Annotated in this window: 20 protein-coding genes and 1 riboswitch; of the genes, 10 read left to right on the forward strand and 10 right to left on the reverse strand. The window is 57.9% G+C overall.

Translation table 11 applies throughout. The annotated features are described in order from the left end of the window. The 3 genes from OCV66_RS06775 to OCV66_RS06785 all read right to left on the reverse strand — a co-directional run. Positions 1-1208, reverse strand: a 1208-nt coding sequence (locus tag OCV66_RS06775; RefSeq protein WP_147574066.1) for an NCS2 family permease, incomplete at its 3' end; no start/stop codon positions are given. A 40-nt stretch (positions 1209-1248) separates the two neighbouring features. After that, positions 1249-1773 (reverse strand): adenine phosphoribosyltransferase, encoded by a 525-nt coding sequence (locus OCV66_RS06780; protein WP_054326386.1) that lies wholly within the window; start codon positions 1771-1773, stop codon positions 1249-1251. A 264-nt stretch (positions 1774-2037) separates the two neighbouring features. Continuing rightward, positions 2038-2844 carry a MerR family transcriptional regulator gene (locus tag OCV66_RS06785; RefSeq protein WP_054326387.1) on the reverse strand — a complete coding sequence of 269 codons (807 nt, stop codon included), beginning with the start codon at positions 2842-2844 and terminating at the stop codon, positions 2038-2040. Between the two features lie 87 nt (positions 2845-2931). On the opposite strand from OCV66_RS06785, the gene OCV66_RS06790 reads away from it, so the two are divergent. Together OCV66_RS06790 and OCV66_RS06795 are read left to right on the forward strand one after the other, a co-directional pair. Beyond that, positions 2932-3558 carry a GNAT family N-acetyltransferase gene (locus OCV66_RS06790; RefSeq protein ID WP_107631693.1) on the forward strand — a complete coding sequence of 209 codons (627 nt, stop codon included), beginning with the start codon at positions 2932-2934 and terminating at the stop codon, positions 3556-3558. Between the two features lie 89 nt (positions 3559-3647). After that, on the forward strand, positions 3648-4310 hold the full coding sequence (locus OCV66_RS06795; protein ID WP_147573984.1) for a formate/nitrite transporter family protein: 663 nt from the start codon (positions 3648-3650) through the stop codon (positions 4308-4310). A 357-nt stretch (positions 4311-4667) separates the two neighbouring features. On the opposite strand, the gene ilvD is transcribed toward OCV66_RS06795, so the two are convergent. Beyond that, positions 4668-6383, reverse strand: coding sequence for a dihydroxy-acid dehydratase (gene ilvD / locus OCV66_RS06800; protein WP_054326390.1), 1716 nt, complete (start codon positions 6381-6383; stop codon positions 4668-4670). A 258-nt stretch (positions 6384-6641) separates the two neighbouring features. Here ilvD and OCV66_RS06805 point away from each other — a divergent pair, with 258 nt between their 5' ends. After that, a complete protein-coding gene (locus OCV66_RS06805; RefSeq protein ID WP_147573985.1) occupies positions 6642-7358 on the forward strand; it encodes a FadR/GntR family transcriptional regulator in 717 nt (238 codons plus the stop codon). Between the two features lie 36 nt (positions 7359-7394). Here the strand turns inward: OCV66_RS06805 and OCV66_RS06810 are convergent, their stop codons facing one another. The 5 genes from OCV66_RS06810 to OCV66_RS06830 all read right to left on the reverse strand — a co-directional run bounded on the left by OCV66_RS06810 (position 7395) and on the right by OCV66_RS06830 (position 13744). After that, positions 7395-7865 (reverse strand): low molecular weight protein-tyrosine-phosphatase, encoded by a 471-nt coding sequence (locus OCV66_RS06810; RefSeq protein ID WP_147573986.1) that lies wholly within the window; start codon positions 7863-7865, stop codon positions 7395-7397. Positions 7866-7943: 78 nt separating this feature from the next. Beyond that, positions 7944-9122, reverse strand: a complete 1179-nt coding sequence (locus tag OCV66_RS06815) for a FeoB small GTPase domain-containing protein (RefSeq protein WP_242977927.1) — start codon at positions 9120-9122, stop codon at positions 7944-7946. Continuing rightward, positions 9119-9364 carry a FeoA family protein gene (locus OCV66_RS06820; protein WP_107631696.1) on the reverse strand — a complete coding sequence of 82 codons (246 nt, stop codon included), beginning with the start codon at positions 9362-9364 and terminating at the stop codon, positions 9119-9121. Before OCV66_RS06820 ends, OCV66_RS06815 begins: the two co-directional genes overlap by 4 nt. Before the next feature lie 173 nt (positions 9365-9537). Then, positions 9538-10806 carry a 2-hydroxyacyl-CoA dehydratase gene (locus tag OCV66_RS06825; RefSeq protein ID WP_242977929.1) on the reverse strand — a complete coding sequence of 423 codons (1269 nt, stop codon included), beginning with the start codon at positions 10804-10806 and terminating at the stop codon, positions 9538-9540. Continuing rightward, the gene (locus OCV66_RS06830) at positions 10781-13744 is read right to left on the reverse strand and encodes an acyl-CoA dehydratase activase (RefSeq protein ID WP_082396829.1); all 2964 of its coding nucleotides are present in this window, start codon (positions 13742-13744) and stop codon (positions 10781-10783) included. Before OCV66_RS06830 ends, OCV66_RS06825 begins: the two co-directional genes overlap by 26 nt. A gap of 283 nt (positions 13745-14027) precedes the next feature. Then, positions 14028-14131: riboswitch (SAM riboswitch) on the forward strand. Between the two features lie 79 nt (positions 14132-14210). On the opposite strand from OCV66_RS06830, the gene metK reads away from it, so the two are divergent. Continuing rightward, complete coding sequence (metK, locus tag OCV66_RS06835; protein WP_147573987.1) at positions 14211-15395, forward strand: methionine adenosyltransferase; 1185 nt, start codon at positions 14211-14213, stop codon at positions 15393-15395. A 44-nt stretch (positions 15396-15439) separates the two neighbouring features. After that, positions 15440-16045 (forward strand): sugar O-acetyltransferase, encoded by a 606-nt coding sequence (locus OCV66_RS06840; RefSeq protein WP_054326396.1) that lies wholly within the window; start codon positions 15440-15442, stop codon positions 16043-16045. Between the two features lie 87 nt (positions 16046-16132). Here OCV66_RS06840 and OCV66_RS06845 read toward each other — a convergent pair whose 3' ends face one another. After that, the gene (locus tag OCV66_RS06845; RefSeq protein WP_262564060.1) at positions 16133-17107 is read right to left on the reverse strand and encodes a collagen-like protein; all 975 of its coding nucleotides are present in this window, start codon (positions 17105-17107) and stop codon (positions 16133-16135) included. Between the two features lie 1096 nt (positions 17108-18203). Here OCV66_RS06845 and OCV66_RS06850 point away from each other — a divergent pair. From OCV66_RS06850 to OCV66_RS06870, 5 genes are all read left to right on the forward strand, one after another. After that, positions 18204-19085, forward strand: a complete 882-nt coding sequence (locus tag OCV66_RS06850; RefSeq protein WP_054326399.1) for an aldose 1-epimerase family protein — start codon at positions 18204-18206, stop codon at positions 19083-19085. A 98-nt stretch (positions 19086-19183) separates the two neighbouring features. After that, positions 19184-19774, forward strand: a complete 591-nt coding sequence (locus OCV66_RS06855; protein WP_147573988.1) for a hypothetical protein — start codon at positions 19184-19186, stop codon at positions 19772-19774. A gap of 208 nt (positions 19775-19982) precedes the next feature. Then, on the forward strand, positions 19983-22505 hold the full coding sequence (locus tag OCV66_RS06860; RefSeq protein ID WP_147573989.1) for a heavy metal translocating P-type ATPase: 2523 nt from the start codon (positions 19983-19985) through the stop codon (positions 22503-22505). Continuing rightward, a complete protein-coding gene (locus OCV66_RS06865) occupies positions 22502-22768 on the forward strand; it encodes a metal-sensing transcriptional repressor (RefSeq protein WP_107631701.1) in 267 nt (88 codons plus the stop codon). The genes OCV66_RS06860 and OCV66_RS06865 overlap by 4 nt, the downstream gene beginning before the upstream one ends. Beyond that, positions 22765-23409 (forward strand): pentapeptide repeat-containing protein, encoded by a 645-nt coding sequence (locus OCV66_RS06870; RefSeq protein WP_054326402.1) that lies wholly within the window; start codon positions 22765-22767, stop codon positions 23407-23409. Before OCV66_RS06865 ends, OCV66_RS06870 begins: the two co-directional genes overlap by 4 nt. The last annotated feature ends 11 nt before the right edge of the window (positions 23410-23420 follow it).

Below are 23420 nucleotides of genomic sequence, written 5' to 3' on the forward strand. Positions count from 1 at the left end.
AGAATGGCGAGGTAAGCCGGAATGGCATCGGTCAGGTTGTCCAGATCGAAGCGGATTTCCGTCACCGTGCCAACCATCAGGAAGCCGACCATGATGAGCGCGGGCGCGGTGGCGAACGAGGGGATCGCGGTGAAAATCGGCGCGAACAGGGTGGATACCAGGAACAGGCCGGCGGTGACGAGGGCGGTCAGGCCGGTACGGCCGCCGACCGCAACGCCGGAGGCGGATTCGACGAACGTCGTCGTGGTCGAGGTGCCGAGTACCGCGCCGGCGGAGGTCGCAATTGCGTCGGACAGCAGGGCGGGCTTGATGCGGGGCAGCTTACCATCCTTATCCAGCATATCCGCCTTGGTGGCAACGCCGATCAGCGTACCCAGGGTATCGAAGATATCTACAAACAGGAACGAGAAGATCACAACGATAAAATTGATGATGCCGACCGTGCTGAAGTCCACGTTGAAGCACTGGCCGAACGTCAGGCCGAGCTTGGTGAAATCGGTCATGCCAAACGCGGGGAACAGGGAGTAGAAGCCCGCTTCCGCGTCTGGAACATACAGGCCGACCCCCTGACAGGCCATGCCAATGATCCAGGTCAGCAGGATGCCGAACAGGATAGCGCCCTTGACCTGATGGATATACAGCACGGCGGTGATAAACAGGCCGACCAGCGCGAGCAGCGCGCAGATGCCAGCGGTATGGAAGTTATCCGTAAAGCTGGTGATGGTAACGAGCGTGGAGGAATCCACGGACAGCCCCGCGTTCTGTAGGCCGATAAAGGCGATGAACAGGCCGATGCCCACGGAAACGCCGCGTTTGAGCGTCAGCGGGATCGCATTGAAGATCGCCTCGCGCACATTGGTCAGCGAGAGGACGACAAAGATCAGACCCTCGACAAAGACGGCGAGCAGCGCGACCTGCCAGCTGTAGCCGTAACCGGCAACGACCGTATACGCCATAAAAGCGTTCAAGCCCATGCCGGCGGACAGGGCAAACGGCAGGTTGGCCATCAGCGCCATGCACACCGTGCCGATGAACGAAGCCAGCGCGGTAGCGAGCAGGACGGCGGTCGGGTCCATGCCGGTCGAACCGAGAATGCTTGGATTGACCGCGAGGATATACGCCATGGTCATAAACGTGGTGACGCCGGCCATGACCTCGGTCCGGACGGTGGTCTTATTATCGGACAGCTTGAATACTCTTTCCAACATTTTGTTTTTCAGCCCCTTTTCTTTCTCTGGTTTCCCTTTCTTATTTGCCGTCGTAGGATACGACGGTCGCCAGCGGATAGTCTTTCAGACGGTCGCGCCCATGCAGGCCCTTCAGCTCCAGCAGGCAGACGATCTTGACGACCTTTGCGCCGAGCTGCTCCAACAGATGCGCCGCCGCCTCCAGCGTGCCGCCGGTCGCGATCAGGTCGTCGATCAGGACGACACGCATGCCGGGCTTGATATCGTCCTTATGGACCTCGATTGTGGCGGTGCCGTACTCTAGGCTGTAGGTCGCCCCGACTGTCTCGCGGGGCAGCTTGCCCTCCTTGCGGATGGGGATGAACGGCTTGTGCAGTTTGTACGCGATTGGCATACCGAACAGGAAGCCGCGGGATTCCAGACCCGCGACCACATCGAACGGCTCCCCCTCGAGCAGCGCGGCCATCTCGTCGACCGAAAGCTGCAGACCGTCCGCGCTGCCGATGGCGGTGGTGATGTCGCGGAAGATCACGCCCGGTTCGGGAAAATCCGGAATGCTGGTGATATACGGTTCTATTTTGCTCATGCTTCCTCCTTCTTTGGTGCGGGCGGTGCGGCCCGCGGTTTTTGTGGCTGGTTTCCCCCTGTCTGCGGCGGACGCGCGCCCGAATGCCACGACCGCGCCGCATACAAATTAATTGTAACAAATCTTTCGCACTTTACAAGAGCTTTATTTGCCGAAATACGACAAGATATCCGTTTTTATTTTTATATGTCAGATTGGGCGGCAGGGGTTGCACAGCGTATGGTTTGTCAGACACATTTTGATTTGATATAATATGTATCAAGTCTAATCTGCAATCTTAATCAGAACCTGCGTCATGTATTCTTTTTCGTTGGCAATCATATAGTCTGTAAGCTCGCGCTCAAAGGAATATCCTGTAAGCTGTAGATTGTGTTCGTTGGCATAATTTAGCATTTTTTTATATAATTCAGGAAGTCTGTCCCATCCACCTTTTAGATAGCCGCACAGATACGCTCCCTTTGGCCTTATCATAAAACCGCTTTGCTTTTTATGTTCCATTATCACCGTATATAAGCCGTCATATTTGTCAAATTGTCCCTCCTGAAGCTTATATAGAGAGATATAGCTCCCTACGCCTGAGCGATACTGTTCTGGCGGCCAGATACTTTGAACATATGTAAAGACTTTGATAAGGTTATCCTCCTCAAATTCATAAGGGACGGTCAACAGATATTCTTTTTTCAGATAAACTATTTCTATATGGATATCGCTGATTTGCTGGCAAAGTAAAAGATGTTCTTTTTTCTGGCTTAGAACAGACTTGACCGCTTTCAGCTTTCGGATTTCCGCATCAATTTCCCGTTGCTTGACAGAAACAATTTCAAGGAATTTCTGTTCGTCAAAGGAATGGATAAATGCTTTGATCTCCGCAATGCTCAGATTGAGTTCTTTCAGCATACGGATATATTCAAAATCTATGCTCTGTGAATAGTCATAATATCGATATCCGTTCTCCCCCTTGTAGCGTGGAGAAAACAAACCGATATAATCGTAATAATGCAACGTCCTTTTATTGACATTGTGTAATTCTGCGAACTGTGCGGTTGTAAGCCGTATGGTTTTATTTTCCATAAATTACCTCGTTGACATTACACTTACTGTATAGTTTATGATAAGTATATGCCAAATGAAAGCAAAAGGAAAGGGGTTTGACCGGATATGGAAAATAACATAAAATTAAGAGAGTTAAAGAAAGAAGATGTACCAGCATTGGAAGATGTGATAAGAAAAACATGGAATTATGACAGATTTGCAACCCCAAAGACAGCTCGTAAGCTTGCAAAAGTCTATCTTGCAACCTGTTTGACAAATCAGACCTATACGCGAGTTGCGGAAGTCAACGGTGTTCCTGTGGGACTGATTTTGGGAAAGGATATAGAAAAACATCACTGTCCGCCGAAATATCGCCTGCGCCAAATATCCGCATTATGCGGATTGCTGATTTCTAAAGAGGGGCGTGAAATACTGAATTTCTATAAGAATGTGGACGATATAGACAACCGGCTCTTAAGACAGTGCAGCAAAGACTATAAAGGGGAGCTTGCCCTGTTTGCCCTGTCCCCCGAATATAGAGGGCTTGGGATCGGGAAAATGCTGTTCCGCTGTTTATTAGCCTATATGGAAAGCCGGAGTATTAGCGATTTCTATCTTTATACCGATACAAGCTGTAATTTCGGATTTTATGAGCATCAGGGCATGGTACGCCAACAGCAGTACAAACACCTTGTCCATATGAAAGGACAAAAAGGCGAATTGGAATTTTATCTTTATGATATGGCGGTATAAAATCATAAATTTTGATTTTACCTGAATTTATTTGCTTTCGAAAAGGTTAGCATGAATAAAAAACGAAACAGAGAAAAGGGACGACGGATATGGATAAGAAAACAGGCGGTGCAAGGGCGTATATGGGGATACTGCTGTCCGGCGTTTTGGCCGGCATGATGATCTCGGTTGGCGGGACGGTATATTTATCGGTGGACAGCAAGGTGGTCGGCGCTTCGCTGTTCAGCATCGGATTGTTTTTTGTGGTTTCCATGCGGCTGTGGCTGTATACCGGCAAGATCGGGTATCTGTTCCGCGGCGGACACGACTATGCCGCGAAGCTGCTGCTGACGCTTGCGGGAAATTTTGCGGGCGCATTCGGCACAGCGCTGCTGCTTCGGCAGACGCGCGCAGCGGCAAATCTGGTTGGACGCGCGGCTGAGTTGAGTGCGGTAAAGCTGCAGGACGAGCCGGTCAGCGTTTTTATCCTAGCGGTGTTCTGCGGCGTGCTGATGTACATTGGCGTGAATGGGTTTGGCGTTTTTGAGCTTGCGCTGGGCAAATACGCTGCGGTATTTTTGGCCGTTGCAGTGTTCATCCTTTCCGGCTTTGAGCACTGTGTTGCCAATATGTTTTATTATTCGCTGGCCGGCGTGTGGGACAGCGGGCAGGCGTGGCTGTCCATGGCGGTCATGGTACTGGGTAATTCGGCAGGTTCGGTCGTTGTGGCGGAGGGATACCGCGCCGCACAGAAGCTGCAGGACGCGGCATAACTCCACATAATAACACGAAAAAGCGCTTCGACACGCAGGGACCGTGCCGGAGCGCTTTTAAGGATACTATATAGCAGGCCGGCCGTTTTTATAGGACGGAATCGGGACATTGCGGATTGTTTCGAGCGTGTATCAGACGAATAAGTAGGTATAATCACAGTAAGGCTTAAAGTACAAGCCTTGATCGCGATAGTTATAGATAAACTTTTTCAGCATAAATTTGCAGAGCATAGCACGCGGTTCAACGGCTCTTGCGAAGGCTTAGCGAACATTTTAAGCGTGCTTAACATTGCCGCGCGGACAGGAAAACCGCCTGCGGCTGGTCGCCGCAGGCGGTTGGGAAAGCCTGTTTGCGCGTTATTTCATGTAACCGCCCTGCATGGGGGATACCGCGTGCTCGGAGAAGATCTTGAGCACGCCGGAGGTGTATTTCGCCGGCTTCGGCTGCCACTTGGCGCGGCGCGTGGCCAGGATTGCCTCCATTTCGGCGGGCGTTTTTTCCTCGCCGTTCACACCGACGATCGCAAGCACGCGCGCGGGGATATCGATGCGGATAAGGTCGCCCTCCTCGACCAGCGCGATCGGGCCGCCGCTGGCCGCCTCGGGCGAAACGTGGCCGATGGACGGGCCGGTGGACGCGCCGGAGAAGCGTCCGTCCGTGATCAGGGCGATCGAGCGACCAAGCTCCTTGTCGGACGAAATCGCCTCCGAGGTGTAGAACATTTCAGGCATGCCGGAGCCCTTGGGGCCTTCGTAGCGGATGAACACCGCGTCGCCGGGCTGGATTTTGTGGGTCAGGACCGCGTCGATCGCCTCTTCCTCGCTGTCGAATGGGCGGGCGCGCAGCGTCGCCTGGAACATCTCCTTGGGGCAGGCCGTATGCTTGATGACCGCCCCTTCGGGCGCGAGGTTGCCCTTAAGAATCGCGATCGCGCCGTCCGTGCCGATCGCCTTGTCAAATGGGTGAATAACGTCGTCGCGGGTCACGCCGTGCGCGGCGCAGTATTCGTCGCACTTGTCATAGAAGCCGTTGGCGCGCAACTCTTCCAGGTTTTCGCCCAGCGTTTTGCCGGTGACGGTCATCGCGTCGAGGTGCAGCATGGACTTGATCTCCTCCATGATGCGCGGCACGCCGCCCGCGTAATAGAAATACTGCGCCGGCCACTTGCCCGCCGGACGGATATCGAGCAGATAATGCGCGCCGCGGTGCATGCGGTCAAACAGCTCGGCGTCCAGCTCGATGCCGAACTCATGCGCAATCGCAGGCATATGGATGAGCGAGTTGGTGGAGCCGGAGATCGCCGCATGCACCATGATGGCGTTCTCGAACGACTCGCGCGTGACGATATCGCGCGGCTTGAGACCGGCTTGCGCAAGACGCATGACCTGCTCGCCCGCGCGGCGCGCAACGTCGCGCAGGTCCTCGCAGGTGGCGGGCATGAGCGCCGAACCGGGCAGCATCAGGCCGAGCGCCTCGCCCATGACCTGCATGGTGGAGGCGGTACCCATGAACGAGCACGCGCCGCAGGAGGGGCAGGCGTGCTGCTTGTAATAGGTGAGCTGTTCCTCGGTGATCTCGCCGCGCTGGCACATGGCGCTGTATTTGCCGATCTGTTCGAGCGTCAGCAGGTCGGGACCCGCATCCATGACGCCGCCCGTGACCAGGATGGAAGGCATATTGACGCGGCCGATCCCCATCAGGTGCGCGGGTACCGCCTTGTCACAGGAGGCCACAAAAATACCGCCGTCAAACGGCGTCGCGCCCGCGTGTATCTCGATCATGCTGCAGATCGTGTCACGCGAGGCGAGCGAATAGTTGATGCCGTCATGCCCCTGCGCCATACCGTCGCAGATATCCGTGGCAAAATAGCGGGCGGGCCGGCCGCCCGCCTGCTTGACGCCATCCGCCGCGCGGTCAACCAGCTCAAGCAGATGAGCGCTGCCCGGGTGGCTGTCGCCGAATGTGCTCTCGATCATGATCTGGGGCTTGGACAGATCCTCCACCGTCCAGCCCATGCCCATGCGCAGCGGGTCCTGCTCCGGCGCGAGCTTGCGAATCTCCTGACTTATCATACCAGTTCCGCTCCTTTTCTCTCAAACGTGTTTTGCCTGATTGTTTTACGCACCCATCAAATTCATCTGATGACTTTAAGCTTATTATAGGCGCTTCCAGTAGGACAAGTCAATAATAAAACAAAAAATCGGGAAAATAACACAAACAAAAAATAAAGAAGATGGAATATATCTGATGATTTGGGGAGGAAATGCTGGGAAGTGCTTGCGCGCGCCGGTCGGTTGGGATACAATAGAGACAGGAAAGGAGGCGGCACCATGGCGGAGGATAACCGGTCGCTGGCCGGCCAGACAGCGGACGCGCTGATCGCATATATCGTGGACAGAGGGCTGGAGCAGGGGGACCGGCTGCCCAACGAAAGGGAACTGTCCGGCCTGCTGGGAGTGGGGCGCAGCACGCTGCGGGAAGCGGTGCGCATGCTGTCCTCGCGCAATATCCTGGAGGCGCGGCAGGGGGCGGGGGTGTTCGTCAGCGGGAACACCGGCGTATCGGACGATCCGCTGGGCTTCACTTTTATCCGTGATAAACAGAAGCTGGCTGCCGACTTGGTGGAGTTCCGCATGATGCTCGAGCCCCGTGTTGCCGCGTTGGCCGCGCTGCGCGCTACCCCCGCGCAGGCGGACGAGCTGGCCGCGCTGGCGCTGGCCGTCGAGCAGCGGTATGCTGCCGGCGCGCGGCACACGCAGGAGGACGCCGCGTTCCATGCCAAGCTCGGCAAGCTGAGCGGCAATGTGGTGATTCCGAATCTGGAGCCGATCATTCTGGGGGCGATCGATCTGTTTATCGACCTGACGGACGCACGCCTGAAGGAAGAAACGATCAGCTCGCATCGTGCCATCGTGGAGGCTGTCCGTGCAAACGACCCGATTGCCGCAGAGGATGCAATGACGCTGCACCTGGTCTATAACCGGAACCGCCTGCGCGGGCTGCTGGCACGGGATGGGCAAACAGGGGATACAAAAGAGCGGCGGTAAGTTTTTACCGCCGCTCTTTGGCTGGCGTGGGTGTGGTTATAGAGGTCCCGTCTGCGCGCTGAAGCATGTCTGGAGCAGGGCGGTGCAGCCGGCTGTGATATCCAGCCAGGTCTGCTCAAAGTCGCGGGTGTACCAGGGATCGGCAACATCGCGGGGCTGGGCGGTGAAATCAAGCAGCAGGCACAGTTTATGGTCAGGATCGCTGCCGCAGATGCGGCGCATCGCCTCGAGGTTGCGGCGGTCCATGCCGATCAGAAGGTCGTAGGTCTGGTAGTCCGCCGCCTGCAGCAGGCGGGCGGTTTTTCCGTCACATCGTATCCCGTGCTCGGCCAGCTTGCGGCGCGCTGGCGGGTAGACGGGATTGCCGAGCTCCTCCGCACTCACAGCAGCGGAAGCGACTTGCGCGCAGCCGGACAGGCCGGCGCGCTGCAGCAGGTCGTTCATTACGAACTCGGCCATGGGGCTGCGGCAGATATTGCCGTGGCACACGAATAATATTTTTGTCATTCTTTATAACTCCTGAGATCTGATTAAAGGCCTCGAACCTCTTTGTTAAGTGCAGATATTGCTAACTTTTTGTTATAATCAAATATACGCGATGGCGCCGCGCCTGTCAAGCGGCTGCGGCCGCATACACTTTTTCCATAAGCACATGCTTAGGCTTTGCTTGCCGCAGGCGTGCGCCCGCTGGAACGCATGGTCGAGCTGGAAGGCCACGCGCGGCAGATAGCCGGCATCCTCCAGCAGCGTGAACAATGGGAAGAAGATCGCCATGGGCGGCAGCATGACAGATACGACGGTCGCCAGCACGCGCCATACGCCATCGGCCAGCATGGAAACAACAAAGGGAGGAAGCCCGAGCGCGGACAAGCCGGCCGCGATCGGCGCGGTCAGGCCCAGCAGGTGCGTGCCGAGCCATTCGCTTGGCACATTTGCGCCGAACAGGGTGATATAAAAGACCAGGGCGAGCAGGAGGAGCATGAGCGGGATTCCCAGGCGGCGGCTCATCAGGATGCGGTCGAGCTGCCGGTCGCGGGCGCAGGCAGCCTCCGGTACCTGGACACAGGTGAGGGCGATCTCCTCCGCGCGCAGCGCGGCCGCGGCGGTTACCATGTCGTCGAATTGCTGTCCGGTCAGGCCGCCGGGCGGGTGCAGCGCGAGCGTGGCAAGCGCTTCGCCGCGTGTACCGCCCACCCGCTGCAGCGCGTTTTCGATCACATCCGGATAGCGGATCGCAGCGACCGGACCGGACGAATCGTTTTCCAGCACGCAGCATACCGCCTGCGTGAGCTGCGGCAGGCCGCGTCCGCGCCGCGCAGCGCAGGGGACGACTGGAATGCCCAGCTCGCGCTGCAGGGCTTCGGTGTTGATTCGGATACGCTTTTTGCGCGCTTCATCCATCAGATTGAGGCAGAGTACGGCGTTCGGCATGACCTCGAGTACCTGCAGGACCAAAATCAGATTGCGTTCCAGGCAGGTCGCGTCCGCAACAAGGATGGCTGCGTCCGCATCGCCGGAGGCGAGGAAATCGCGGGCAACGCGCTCCTCAGAGGAGCGGGCGCGCAGGGAATAAGTACCGGGCAGGTCGACCAGCGTCAGGCCTGTATCGCCGCAGCGCATCACGCCGTATGCGTTTGCAACGGTTTTGCCGCTCCAGTTCCCAGTGTGCTGGCGGCTGCCGGTGAGCGCGTTGAACACCGTCGATTTGCCTACGTTCGGGTTGCCGGCCAGCGCGACCACCGGCGCTCCGGTGCGCTGCCTCAAGGGACCACCCCGACTTCGATCTGTGCGGCGTCGCTTTTCCGCAGGGCGATGACCGCGCCGCGGATCAGGTAGGCGGTGGGATCACCCGCGGCGGCGCGCTGTATGCAGGTCACCCGCGTCCCGTCAACCAGGCCGAGATCCTGCAGGCGGCGGCGCATTCCGCCCGAGAGGTGTAACGTGCGCACGCGCGCGCCCATCCCTTCCGGCAGGTCGGGCAGCGGGAAAAAGGTTTCATGGTTCATGCTATCATTCCCTATTTAGGATTTGGCCGCGCTTTCCGCAGGGAAAGGGCGGTTACTTCATGCTATGCGGCGGGGGGGCGGCGTGACATCCGGAGCGCGGCAAAACCCCGCGCCGCAGCGGAGCGCAAAAAAGAAAAACGCCGCGTCAGCGGCATTTTTCGGTCGTATCAGGGTTATTCGGCGGAGGATAGCATCAGCTTGATGCGGTTCTCTTGGTTTATTTTTGACGCGCCGGGGTCGTAATCGACCGCGACGATGTTCGCCTGCGGATACAGTTCTCGGATTTTTCGGATCATCCCTTTGCCGGCAATGTGGTTGGGCAGGCAGCCGAACGGCTGGGTGCAAACGATATTGGTCACGCCCTCGGTAATCAACTCGACCATCTCGGCGGGCAGCAGCCAGCCTTCGCCCATTTTTACGCCCGGCCCGATGATGTCGAGCGCTTTTTTGCGCACCTCTTCAAACGGCATGGGCGGGCGGAAGTTGCCGTCCCGCTTCATCAGGCGGATGATATCCGCCTGCTTGCTGAGCAGGAACTGGTAAATCACCTTATAGGTCGCGGCGCGCGCCCCCGAGCGGCCGTATAGCTCATGGTCGATGACCGAGTTGTAGACTGAGTACATACAGAAGTCCATCAGACCGGGGAGGACAGGCTCGCAGCCCTCGGAGAGCAAAAACGCTTCCAATTGGTTGTTGCCGAGCGGGGAGAATTTGACATAAATCTCGCCCACGATGCCGACCATCTTCTTTTTTTGCGATTTGTCCAGCTTGATCTTGCCGAAAACCTGCAGCACATACCGGTACAGGTGCTTGACTTCGCCGTAGCGGATGATGCGGTCGCTGGTAAAGCGCGAGGTGACCGCGCTCATGCAGATGTCGATCGCCTTATCGGTCGAGCCGGGAACGCATTCATAAGGGCGGCACTGGTTGGCGACCATCATGATCAGATCGCCGATCAGCAGCGCGTAGGCGATCTGCATGACCATAGTTTTGGTCAGCTTGAAGCCGGGGTTGATGTCCGCCTCGAGTCCAGCGAAGTTGAGCGATATGACGGGAATAAACCCGTATCCGTTTTTATCCAGCGCCTTACGCAGCAAATGGATATAGTTGGAGGCGCGGCAGCCGCCGCCCGTCTGCGGTAGAATGAGCGCGACCTTATGGATGTCATACTTGCCGGATTCGATCGCGTCCAGCAGCTGGCCGATGACCAGCAGGGCCGGATAGCAGGTGTCGTTATGCACGTTGCGCAGACCCTGCTCCGCGATGTTCGGGCCTTCGGTATGCAGCAGCTCCATGTTGTAGCCGTAGTTTTTCATCAGGCGGCACATCAAGCCGAGCTGGACTGGCAGCATGTTGGGTACCAGGATGGTATAATCCTTGCGCATTTCCTCAGTGAACCGCGGCCGCTCCGGAGGGTTAGCTGATATGTTGTTGTTCTGCAAGCTTTCTGCCCTCCTCTACTGCGGCCAGCATGCTGCGGATGCGGATTTTGGCCGCGCCCAGGTTGCTGATCTCGTCAATTTTAAGCTGTGTATAGATTTTGCCGCCGTCTTCACAAATAGCGCGCATTTCGTCCGTTGTGATCGCATCGATGCCACAGCCGAACGATACGAGCTGGATGAGCTGCGCGTTTTCCTTGCGTGTGACATACTTCGCCGCGCCGTACATGCGGGAATGGTAGGTCCACTGGTTGAGCACATGGACCTCCGGTACCTTGGCAAGCTGCCAGACCGCGTCCTCGGACACGATAACCATGTTGAATGAAGCAATGAGCTGGTCGATGCCGTGGTTGATCTCAGGATCGACGTGGTACGGCCGGCCTGCGATGACCGCGATATCCAGCCCGTGCGTGTCCGCGTAGGCGATGGCCTTCTGCCCCTCGATGCGGATCTGTGCATAATAGTCCGCCAGCGCCTGATACGCGGCCTGGGACGCAGCGGCCACCTGCTTTTTCTTCAGTCTGGGGTATTTCCCGCAAAAGTACTTGACCGCCTGCTGGACAAAGCGCTTGGGTTCGGTCAGTTCAAAATACGGCATCATAAAGTCAAAGTCCTGCAGCGCGCTCACGTTGGCCTTGAGCAGCTCGGGATAATAGGCCACAACCGGACAGTTGTAGCAGTTGGTGGCGCGGCCCTCGTCGATGTTATAGGTCATGCAGGGATAGAAAATCGCGTCCACACCCTTGTCGAGCAGGTTTTCGATATGCCCGTGCATCAGCTTGGCCGGATAGCAGACCGTGTCCGACGGGATGGAGTGCTGCCCGCGCATATACATATCGCGCGTGGATACGTCGGACAGTACGGTTTCAAAGCCGAGCGCGCGCAGGAATGTGGTCCAGAACGGCAGCAGCTCATACATATTCAGGCCGAACGGGATGCCGATTGTGCCATTCGGCATGGGCTTACCGCTCGGCTCGCCCATGCTCTTGAGCTTTTCGAGCTTCCATTTATACAGGTTGGGCAGCTCGGCCTTCTTTGTGCCGCCGAGCGGCCGTTCGCAGCGGTTGCCCGAGATGAACCGCCGCCCGCCGCCGAAATCGTTGACCGTCAGGCTGCAGTGGTTCTCGCACAGGCCGCAGCGCGCGGATTTGACCGTGTGGCGGAAATGGGAAAGCACGTCCATGCCAATCAGCGTGGTTTTAGCGGGACGGTTGTCCTTGGCGTGCAGCGCGGCGCCGTATGCGCCCATCAGGCCGGAGATCGCGGGACGGGTCACGTCGCGGCCGATCTCCTGCTCGAACGAGCGTAGGATGGCGTCGTTGAGGAAGGTGCCGCCCTGCACCACGATGTGCTGGCCGAGGTCATCCGGCGAGTGAGCGCGGATGACCTTGTACAGCGCGTTTTTGACGACCGAAACCGACAGGCCGGCCGAGATCGCGTCGATGCCCGCGCCGTCCTTCTGCGCCTGCTTGACCGACGAGTTCATGAATACCGTGCAGCGCGAGCCAAGGTCGATCGGGTGCTGGGCGAACAGGCCGAGCTTGCAGAATTCCTCGATTGAATAGCCCATCGAGCGGGCAAAGGTTTCGATGAACGAGCCGCAGCCGGACGAGCAGGCCTCGTTGAGCGAAATATTATCAATGCATTTGTTGCGGATCTTGAAGCATTTGATATCCTGCCCGCCGATATCGATGATGAAGTCCACGTCCGGACAGAAGTGGCGCGCCGCGCGGAAGTGCGCGACCGTTTCGACCAGGCCGAAATCCACGCCGAAGGCGTTCTGGATGAGCGCCTCGCCGTAGCCCGTGACTGCGCTGGACACGATATGCACGCGGTCGCCGCACAGCTCATAGAGCTTGGTGAGCTGCTCGCGGATCACGTCGGCCGGATTGCCCTTATTGGACTGGTAATGGTGGAACAGGATCTGATGGTCTTCACCGATTAATACCAATTTGGTAGTTGTTGAACCGCAATCGATGCCCAGATAAGCGTCGCCCTGATAAACGGTCACGTTTTCCGTCATTACGTCGTGTACCCCGTGGCGGCGCTTGAAGGCCTGGTATTGCTCATCGTTTTCAAACAGCGGCGGCAAGTATTGGGCCACCAGAGGCGCGGCCGCGGCCTTTTCCAGCGCTTCCAGCAGGGAATCGACGGAATAGGTGGAGCGGGTGTCTTTGGCATATTCCGCCGCGCCCGCCGCGATAGCATAGGGGGCGAGCGCCGGAAAATGCGCATGGTCGTCGTCGAGCTGCAGGGTTTTCTGGAATTGTCGCTGCAGGCATTTGAAGAAAAACAGCGGACCGCCGAGGAAGAGGACGTCCCCCTTGATCTCGCGCCCCTGCGCAAGCCCCGCGACCGTCTGGTTAACGACCGCCTGGAAAATGGAGGCGGCAACATCCTCCTTGCGTGCGCCCTCATTGAGCAGCGGCTGGATATCCGACTTGGCGAACACACCGCAGCGGGAAGCGATAGTATAGATACGCTCCGCGCCCTGCGCCAGTTCGTCCAGTTCGGTGGGCGTCACGTCAAGCAGGATCGCCATTTGGTCGATGAAAGCGCCCGTGCCGCCGGCGCAGGAGCCGTTCATGCGCTCCTCCAGCTGGCCGGTCAGGAAAACGATCTTCGCATCCTCGCCGCCCAGCTCGATAACCACGTCGGCCTGCGGGACATGGACGCCGACCGCCTTGCGGGTGGCGAATACCTCCTGCACAAAGTCGATACCCGACGCCTTGGCAACGCCGAGGCCAGCCGAGCCGGTGATCGCGCAGTGGATAACGGCGTCCTCACCGATCAGGCTGCGGGCATTTGTCACAAGCTCGACAGCCTTTTCGCGCACCTTGGAAAAGTGGCGCTCATAATGTTTGTGGATAATCTCCCCATCGCGCACGACAACGATCTTAACGGTCGTCGAGCCGATGTCGATTCCTACGTTTACATTCATAAGTATCCTTTTTCTCCCGTGTAAAAAACAATGCGCCGCAAGACGCATGGAAAATTGCGGCAAGATGCGTTCTGCGTTGCAGAAAACAGGGGTTTTCGCTGGGAAATGCTTTCCTGAACTGGTATAAATGGGGGAAAGCCGCCGCAAGACCGCAATCTTACTTATTTAATATATACGCGCATGGGAGAAATGTCAATCCACTGTAAAGGTGCGGGGCTGCCGAAAATACGCCTTGACAAAGCGCGTATTTTTATATAAAATAGACTGCGTAAATGAATAAATTTCCTTATCGAGAGCGGTGGAGGGAACGGCCCTGTGAAACCCGGCAACCTGCGCAAATCCATGCGTAAGGTGCCAAATCCGGCGTATGAACACGAAAGATGAGGGGGCAAAACGCACTTTTCGCTCCCAAAAGGGAGCGTTTTTTGTTGCTCTCCCGAAAAATGCAGAAAGGAATAAAATCGCTATGGCACATCATTTTTTTACATCGGAATCCGTCACGGAGGGGCATCCGGACAAGATCTGCGACCAGATTTCGGACGCAATCCTTAACGAAATCTTAACGAGCGACCCGTACGCGCGCGTGGCCTGCGAAACGACCTGCACGACCGGCATGGTACAGGTCATGGGCGAGATCTCCACGACCTGCTATGTGGATATCCCCAGGGTCGTGCGCGACACGATTCGGGAGATCGGCTACGACCGCGCCAAGTACGGCTTTGACTGCGACACCTGCGCGGTGCTGACCTCGATCGATGAGCAGTCGCCCGACATCGCTCTGGGCGTGGATAGCTCGCTGGAGCGCAAAGCGGGCGCGGCTGACGCGGACCTCGCCATCGGCGCGGGCGACCAGGGGATGATGTTCGGCTACGCGTGCGATGAAACACCCGAGCTGATGCCGCTGCCCATCTCGCTGGCGCATAAGCTGGCCAAGCGTCTGGCCGAGGTGCGCAAGAACGGCATGTTCGACTACCTCCGGCCGGATGGCAAAAGCCAGGTCACGGTCGAATATGATGAAGATGGGCAGCCGGTGCGGGTCGATACCGTTGTGCTTTCCACCCAGCACAGCCCCGAGGTGTCCCTCCAGCAAATCCGCAAGGACATGGTTGAGCAGGTGATCCGTCCGGTCATCCCGAGTCATCTGCTGGATGAAAACACCAGATACTATATCAACCCGACTGGCCGCTTTGTCATCGGCGGCCCGCAGGGAGACTCCGGCCTGACCGGACGGAAGATCATCGTCGATACCTACGGCGGCATCGGCAGGCACGGCGGCGGCGCGTTCTCCGGCAAGGACCCGACCAAGGTGGACCGTTCCGCGGCGTATGCCGCGCGCTGGGTAGCGAAGAATATCGTCGCAGCGGGGCTGGCGCGGCGCTGCGAGCTACAGTTGGCCTATGCGATCGGCGTAGCGGAGCCGGTATCCATCATGGTGGAAACGTTCGGAACGGGTGCGGTTGACGAGGGCCGGCTGGCCGAGGCCGTGCGCCGCGTGTTCGACCTGCGTCCGGCGGCACTGATCGAAACGCTTGACCTGCGCCGGCCGATCTACAAGCAGCTCGCCGCCTATGGCCACATGGGGCGCGAGGAGCTGGGCGTCAAGTGGGAGCAGACCGATAAGGTGGAGGAGCTGAAAAAGGCGCTCGACTGAACGGGCGGCCGCAGACAAAAGGACTGTTTTGGAGGCGGTAACAGATGACGGAAGAGGAAAAGATTTTTGCGGGCAAACTGTTCGACGCGCGTACTAGGGAACTGCGGGATATCAAGCATAAGGCGCATATCCTGTGCCAGCGGTTCAATCAGATGGACGAGTATGATGCGGCGCGGCTGCCGGTCGTGCGTGAGTTTATCGGCGCGATCGGGGAAAAATATTATTTTCAGGGGCCGATTCAGTTCAACTATGGTTCGCATACCTTTATTGGGGAAAACTTTTTCTGCAATTTTAACCTAACCGTGATGGATGACGCGCGCATTTATATCGGCGATAATGTGATGCTTGGACCGAACGTTTCACTCATGGCGACCAACCACCCGCTGATTGCAGCGGAACGTACCAGCATGCGCTATCCGGATGGGCATGTTTCCATGTCCGAATATGCAGAAGATATCCATATTGGAAACGATGTTTGGATCGCAGCGAACGCTGTGGTGCTGGGCGGTGTGACGATTGGTGATGGAGCGGTCATCGGCGCGGGCAGTGTGGTGACAAAGGATATTCCAGCGGGCTACCTTGCTGTCGGCGTGCCGTGCAGACCGCTGCGCCCCATCACCGAAGCGGACTCCAAGATGGAACTGCTTTAGTAGGAAAAACAAAAAGCTCTGCCAACATACTGGCAGAGCTTTTTGTTTCAACCAGTAGAGCCGCCTGATTTCACGGCTCTACTTGCCTTACTTAAAAGATACGCCTGTATATAGCCAGTCAACGCAAATCGAAGTGCGGCTTCCATTCAGCGAACAGAAGGTGCGTACTACACACATGGACCACAGGCCGGTAGATGGGTTCTGAATCCGAATGTTCATCCAGTGCATTTCGCGAGAGTGGCTGAAAAGCGTATCGTCCAGCACCATACGCGTAGTAATGGTCGTATTGTCATTCGTTTGAATATCAAATACACCTCCGTCGTAGATGCTGACGCGGCGTATATCTGCCAGCACTGAAGTGCCGGTCTCTTTTGGGCGGATCGATAACCGTATTGCATCGGCTGAAACATACTCCGCTGACAAAGTTAGCGCGTCAAGAGGAACTTCCGTCGTACTGCCGGCTTTGGACAGGTCGGCATTATACGTGATGGAGGTGCCACGCAAATTGGGGCTCACAATATCCTGCGCGGAGGTTTTAAAACGCAATTTATAAGAGGTGACGGTGTCCTCTGCTATTTCAATGGCTGGTGCAGGACCGGTATCGCCCTTTTCACCAGCCTCGCCCTTTGCGCCCTGCGGACCGGCAGGGCCGGCGGGGAGGACGAAATCCAGAGATATGCCGGTATCGGTTTCATTTGCCAAAACGCCCGCTGTATCACCGGCAGTTACCGTTCCAACGGTTACGGTGGGCGTAGCACCGGTTGCGCCTTGCGGACCGGTATCGCCCTTTTCACCAGCCTCACCTTTTACGCCCTGCGGACCGGCAGGGCCGGCGGGAAGGACGAAATCCAGAGATATGCCGGTGTCGGTCTCATTTGCCAAAACGCCCGCTGTATCACCGGCAGTTACCGTTCCAACGGTTACGGTGGGCGTAGCGCCGGTTGCGCCCTGCGGACCGGTATCGCCCTTTTCACCAGCCTCACCCTTTGCGCCCTGTGGACCGGCAGGGCCGGCGGGAAGGACGAAATCCAGAGATATGCCGGTGTCGGTCTCATTTGCCAAAACGCCCGCTGTATCACCGGCAGTTACCGTTCCAACGGTTACGGTGGGTGTAGCGCCGGTTGCGCCCTGCGGACCGGTATCACCCTTTTCACCAGCCTCACCCTTTGCGCCCTGTGGACCGGCAGGGCCGGCGGGGAGGACGAAATCCAGAGATATGCCGGTATCGGTCTCATTTGCCAAAACGCCCGCTGTATCACCGGCAGTTACCGTTCCAACGGTTACGGTGGGTGTAGCACCGGTTGCGCCCTGCGGACCGGTATCACCCTTTTCGCCCTGTAGCCCTCGCTCGCCCTGTGGACCCTGTTCACCTTGCGGCCCTTGTTCGCCTTGCGGACCGGGACAGCCCATATCCCCTTGCGGGCCTTGTGGGCCTCTTTCCCCAGCAAAGCCTTGTTCACCCATCGGGCCTTGTTCTCCGGCTGGCCCACGTTCGCCAGGTTCACCTTTATCCCCTTTGGGGCCTGCTGGCCCTACAGGACCGGCGTCTCCTTTCGGGCCGGCCGGACCCCTGTCACCCTGCGGGCCCATGGGACCCGGATTGCCGCGCGGCCCCTGCGGTCCGACAGCACCTGGATCACCCTTTGGCCCCATATCACCACGGACACCTTGTGGCCCTCGCGGCCCTTGAAGCCCCATCATTCCTCTTGGACCAACAGGACCAGGGCAGCCCATTTCACCCTTTTCACCGCGGGCTCCCTGAGGTCCGCGTTCCCCCCGTGGCCCCTGTGGTCCTTGCGGCCCCTGCGGACCTTGTGGCCCCGGAATGAAATGATCTTCGCTTGACATGGAGGGGCAGCAGGATTTATATCCATAACAATTCATAATAGTCAACCTTCGCTTGAATAGATTCTCAGACTTGGAGGTAGCCATATTATGCGTACGGCATTTTATTCTGGAGAACAACGCGCCTCCAAGCATTATCATTCTATTCCGGCCCTGACAGCTTTGCTCTCGCATCCTGTTTGCTGATAACACCGCAATTCAGCCTATTCGGCCCATGGGCTCATAAATGTGCGGATACGCGCGGGTGCGTATTGACTTTCCTTCATAAAAGAGGTACGCTGATGGTATTCAACCATCGGGAAGGAGAATGAATATGCAGGTATTGGAAAACAAACGGTTCAAGGTGACGGTTAACGAAATGGGCGCGGAGCTGACCAGCTTTTATAGCAAAAAGGACGGTACGGAATATATCTGGCAGGCCGATCCGGCTGCATGGAAGCGCCATGCGCCGATCCTGTTCCCAATTGTGGGGCGGCTCAAGGATAAGACCTATACAGTCAGCGGTACGGCGTATGAAATCACACAGCATGGCTTTGGCCGCGATCTGGAATGGCGTGCGAACCGCGTGGGCGATACCTGCGTGGAGTTCCTGCTGCAACAGAGCGAATATACGAAAAAAATGTATCCGTGGGACTTTGCCTGTACGGTGCGCTATACGCTGGAGGGCGCGACGCTGAAAAAGGAGCATGCGGTCCGCAACCAGAGTGATACGCCGATGTACTACGAGGTCGGTGGGCATGACGCCTATACGTTGTGCTGGAAGACGGGGGAGCAGATCACGGATTACGCTGTGGAATTCGAAGGGGTGCAGGCGCTGCATCCGGTAATCACGGATGAAAACGTAATGCTGAGCAGGGAGCATGGCGACCTGCCGCTCGTGGACGGCTGTCTGCCAATCGGCAGGGAGACATTCCGCGCGGACGCGATGATCCTGGATGATTTGCCGGTACGGCGCACCTCGATTGTTTGCCGGAAAAATGACAAGCGGGTGACCATGGACTTTTCGGACTTTCCGTACTTTGCACTATGGAGCCCTTATAAGGATTTTGACGTGCCGTTTGTCTGCCTTGAGCCCTGGAGTACCCTGCCGGATGGCGGCTATCTGGATCACGCGATCGAAAACAAGGTGGGCGTGCGCGTCCTGCAGCCCGGGCAGGAAGAAACGCTTTCGTTCTCCACAACAATAACCGACTGAGGTGGAGTGGCATGAGTGCTGCGCGTGCAGGCACAGCATACGGCGGTGCGGCTTGATAGGATCGTGATTGTGCTGCGGCAAAGCGAGGCGAGGGTTAGATGGGGAAAAGAAAAGGCTTGATAATAGGGGCGATAGCGGTTCTGCTTTTAGCAGTTGCCTGCAAAGTGGCAGACGCCTACCTCTCATATCCGATTCAACCGGATATGGCCAACCTGACAGAACATATCTCAAAATTCTATAACAGAGGGAGAAAAACGGAGGTTTCCCCCTATATTGCGCTGTATGACAGCGTGAATATTGGCGATAAAACCTACTGCCTGATGGAGATTGGCGAAGATTTGGATTTCGGCAGCGTGGCTTTGGAAAAAAGTGTGTTTGGCCGGTATAGGATAGCCCGCATGTCGTATGGTGGCGGACATTTTAGGGACGGCATTATTGAAAGCGGTGGGAAAAAGTATTTTTTGTTTGCGGGCAGGGATATCACGGCCCGAATTTGCAAAGCCACAGCTTTAATCGGCGGTGAGCGCTATGAATTATATACGCCGGAACAAAAAGATCATTTTTTGCTTTATACAGAGATCAGCGATCAGGCGCAGGAAAAACATGTGGATCGAAGCGAAATAACGTTTTATGATAAAAACAACAGGGATATAACCGACCAATATAATTTATCCGGCGGCGGTATCTAAACGCTCGGTTGCCCGCCTGCGGCGGATGCCCCGCGTTGCACTATCCGAATATATACGCTTTCAACCGGCTCCGGCTCATACCGGAGCCGGTTTGCATATCTGAATTTTCCATTGCGCAAACTACTTGACAAAATGGTCCGGTTGCCGTATACTGACCATAGAACACACCCCCTCCTGGGGGAGGGGCATGAAGATGGGAGATCCAGATATGAAGCAAAGATTCCGCGTCGGCGGCATGAGCTGCGCAGCTTGTTCGGCGCATGTGGAAAAAAGTGTTTCGGCGGTGCCGGGCGTTTCCGAGGTGCAGGTCAACCTGCTCGCGGGCAGCATGGCCGTGCAGTATGACGAAACCGTATGCGATGCGCAGAAGATCATCCATGCGGTAGAGTCCGGCGGCTATACTGCGGCGGCGGACGACGGGAAGCAGCAGGCCGCGCCCGTGCAGGATCCGAAAGCGAACGACGAGCTCAGGGAAATGAAAACGCGTATCGTCGTTTCCGCGGTATTCCTGATTATTTTAATGGTGTTCTCCATGGGGCCGATGCTCGGCCTGCCGCTGCCCGCGTTCGTCAGCGGCACGGAGAATGCGTTCGCGCTTGCGCTGGTGCAGTTCCTCCTCACCCTGCCCATCGTTTTTATCAACCGTAAATACTACATCAACGGTTTTAAGACGCTGCTCCATCGCGCGCCGACCATGGACGCGCTGATCGCGGTTGGTTCGGGCGCGGCGCTGGTGTACGGCGTTTATGCTCTGTTTCAGATCGGCTATGCGTGCGCGGCGGGCGATATGCATACGGTACACACCTATGCGCACGACCTGTACTTTGAGTCCGCAGGCATGATCCTGACGCTTGTTACGCTTGGCAAATTCTTTGAAGTGCGTGCCAAGCGCAAGACCGGCGAGGCCATCGCCGCGCTCATGGACCTGCGGCCGCAGACGGCAAATGTGCTGCGCGGCGGGCAGGAGGTTTCCGTCCCGATCGAGGAGGTGTGCGTGGGCGATCTGGTGGTCGTGCGCGGCGGGCAGTCCGTTCCGGTGGATGGCGAGATCACGGAAGGGAACGCTTTCCTGGACGAAAGCGCGATCACCGGCGAGAGCATGCCGGTCGAAAAGCATACGGGAGACGCTGTTATCGGCGCGACGGTATCCAAGAGCGGCTATTTTGTGATGAAAGCCGCCCGCGTGGGCGATGACACCACGCTGTCGCAGATCATCCGGTTGGTCGAGGAGGCGGGCGCCTCCAAGGCGCCGATCGCCAAGCTGGCGGATAAGGTCGCGGGCGTGTTCGTGCCGGTCGTGATGGGGATTGCGCTGCTTACCGCCATCGTCTGGCTGATGTATGGCGAAACGCCCAGCTTCGCGCTCACCCGCGCGATCGCGGTGCTGGTTATATCCTGCCCCTGTGCGCTGGGGCTGGCAACGCCGGTCGCCATCATGGTCGGCACGGGCGTGGGTGCGAAGAACGGCGTGCTGTTCCAGTCGGCCGAGGCGCTGGAGAACCTGCATAACGTAAACAGTGTGATTCTGGACAAAACCGGCACGGTGACGCAGGGGCGTCCGGTCGTGACCGATGTCAAATCCTTTGGCGTGGAGCCGGACGACCTGCTCTCTCTCGCCTTATCGATCGAAGCGAAAAGCGACCATCCGCTTGCGGACGCGGTCGTGCGGTATGCGCGGGAGCGCAGGGTGCGGGAACGCACGGCGACGGACTTCGAGATGGTGGAAGGGCAGGGCGTGCGCGCCCGCATCGACGGGGTACCCTGCATGGCGGGCAACCGCCGCATGCTGCTGGCAAACGGGCTTGCGCTGTCTCGGTCCGCGCAGCAAATGGGCGAGGCGCTTGCCGCGGCGGGAAAAACACCGCTGTATTTTGCAGCAAACCGGCAGGTGGTTGGCATTTTTGCCGTGGCGGATGTCCTCAAGCCGACCAGCCGTGCGGCGGTCGAAGCGCTGCAGCGGCTGAATATCGAGGTCACGCTCCTGACGGGTGATAACCAGGCGACCGCTCGTTCGATTGCGGGCGAGCTGGGCGTCAGGGATGTTGTCGCCGAGGTGCTGCCGCAGGATAAGGAGCGCGTGGTACGCGAAAAGCAGGAACAGGGCCGCAAGGTCGCCATGATCGGCGACGGCATCAACGACGCACCGGCGCTCGCCCGCGCGGACGTGGGCATCGCGATCGGCGCGGGGACGGACGTTGCGATTTCCTCCGCAGATGTGGTGCTTATGAAAAGCGACCTGATGGACGCGGTCGATGCGATACGTCTGTCGCGCCGCACCATGCGGAATATCCGGCAGAACCTGTTCTGGGCGTTTTTCTATAACTGCATTGGCATCCCGATCGCGGCGGGCGTGCTGTGGCTGCCACTGCATATCGGCCTCAGCCCCATGATTGGCGCGGCGGCCATGAGCCTGAGTTCGGTCTGCGTGGTGTCCAACGCGCTGCGGCTCAAGTTTTTCCAAAGTACCCCTAAGCCGGCGGTCGAGCCGGATCAATATTTCGTATTGCCAAAGGAGGAAGCAAAAATGAAAAAGGTGATCAAGATCGAGGGAATGATGTGCGAGCATTGTGTCGCGCACGTCAAAAAGGCGCTGGAGGTGTTCCCAGGCGTGGCCGTCGAGGTGGACCTGAAGAGCGGTACGGCTACCCTGCAGGGCGACGTGATACCGGACGAGGCCAAGCTGACCGAGGCGGTGGAACAGGCCGGCTATAAGGTGGTCGGCTTTGCATGAGGGCTGACAGAAAAAAGGTGGAGCCGCTCCTGCGTACCGCGCGGGGACAGCTCGACGGCGTGCTGAAAATGATCGAGTGCGACCGCTACTGCATGGATATCGTCACCCAACTGCAGGCGGTCGAATCACTGGTACACAAGGCGCAGCGTGAGGTGCTGCACGCGCACCTGTCCGGCTGCGTGCAGGAGGCGTTTGAAACGGGCGACGAGCAGGCGCGCGAGAAAAAGATCGACGAGATCATCAAGCTGCTCGACCGGTCATGACCGTGCGGCTGCCCGAATCGCTTGCACCTGTGCCGGACGCGGCGGAACGGTTCGCATGGGCCGAGCAGGAGGAGCGGACGGTTGAGGGGCTGCATCTCTGCGGCGCGGATCTGTCCGGCACATGCTATGAGGGGCTGCGGCTGCGCAGCGTGTTGTTTGAGAATTGCCGGCTGACCGGATGCCGCTGGGAGCGTGCGGATTTGGGCAACGTCGTGTTCCGGCGCTGCGAGCTGTCGAACAGCGGCTGGCGGGACGCTTTCTGGGAGCGCACGGTCTTTGAGGACTGCAAGGCGGTGGGGGCGGGCTTTGCCGAAACCGGATGGCGGCAGGCCGCGTTCGCGGCCTGTGCGCTCGCCTATGCGACGTTTGACCGCGCGCGCCTGCGCGAGGTGGCCTTTTCCGATTGCGACCTCAGCCATGCTGCGTTTCACGAATGCACCTGGAAGCGGCTGAGCCTGGACAAAACACGCCTGCGGGAAGCCAGCTTCCTGCACACGCCGCTCGCGGGGCTCGACCTGACCGGCTGTGAGCTGGACGGGCTTGTGGTTTCGGACACCAATGCCGAGCTGCGCGGCGCGATTGTGACAGCGGAGCAGGCGGCCATGCTGGCAAAGCGTTTGGGGCTGGTGATAAAAGAATAGGAAAACTCGTG

It is taken from the genome of Agathobaculum ammoniilyticum, from assembly GCF_025567315.1.
In the GTDB taxonomy this organism is placed as follows: Bacteria; Bacillota; Clostridia; order Oscillospirales; family Butyricicoccaceae; genus Agathobaculum; species Agathobaculum ammoniilyticum.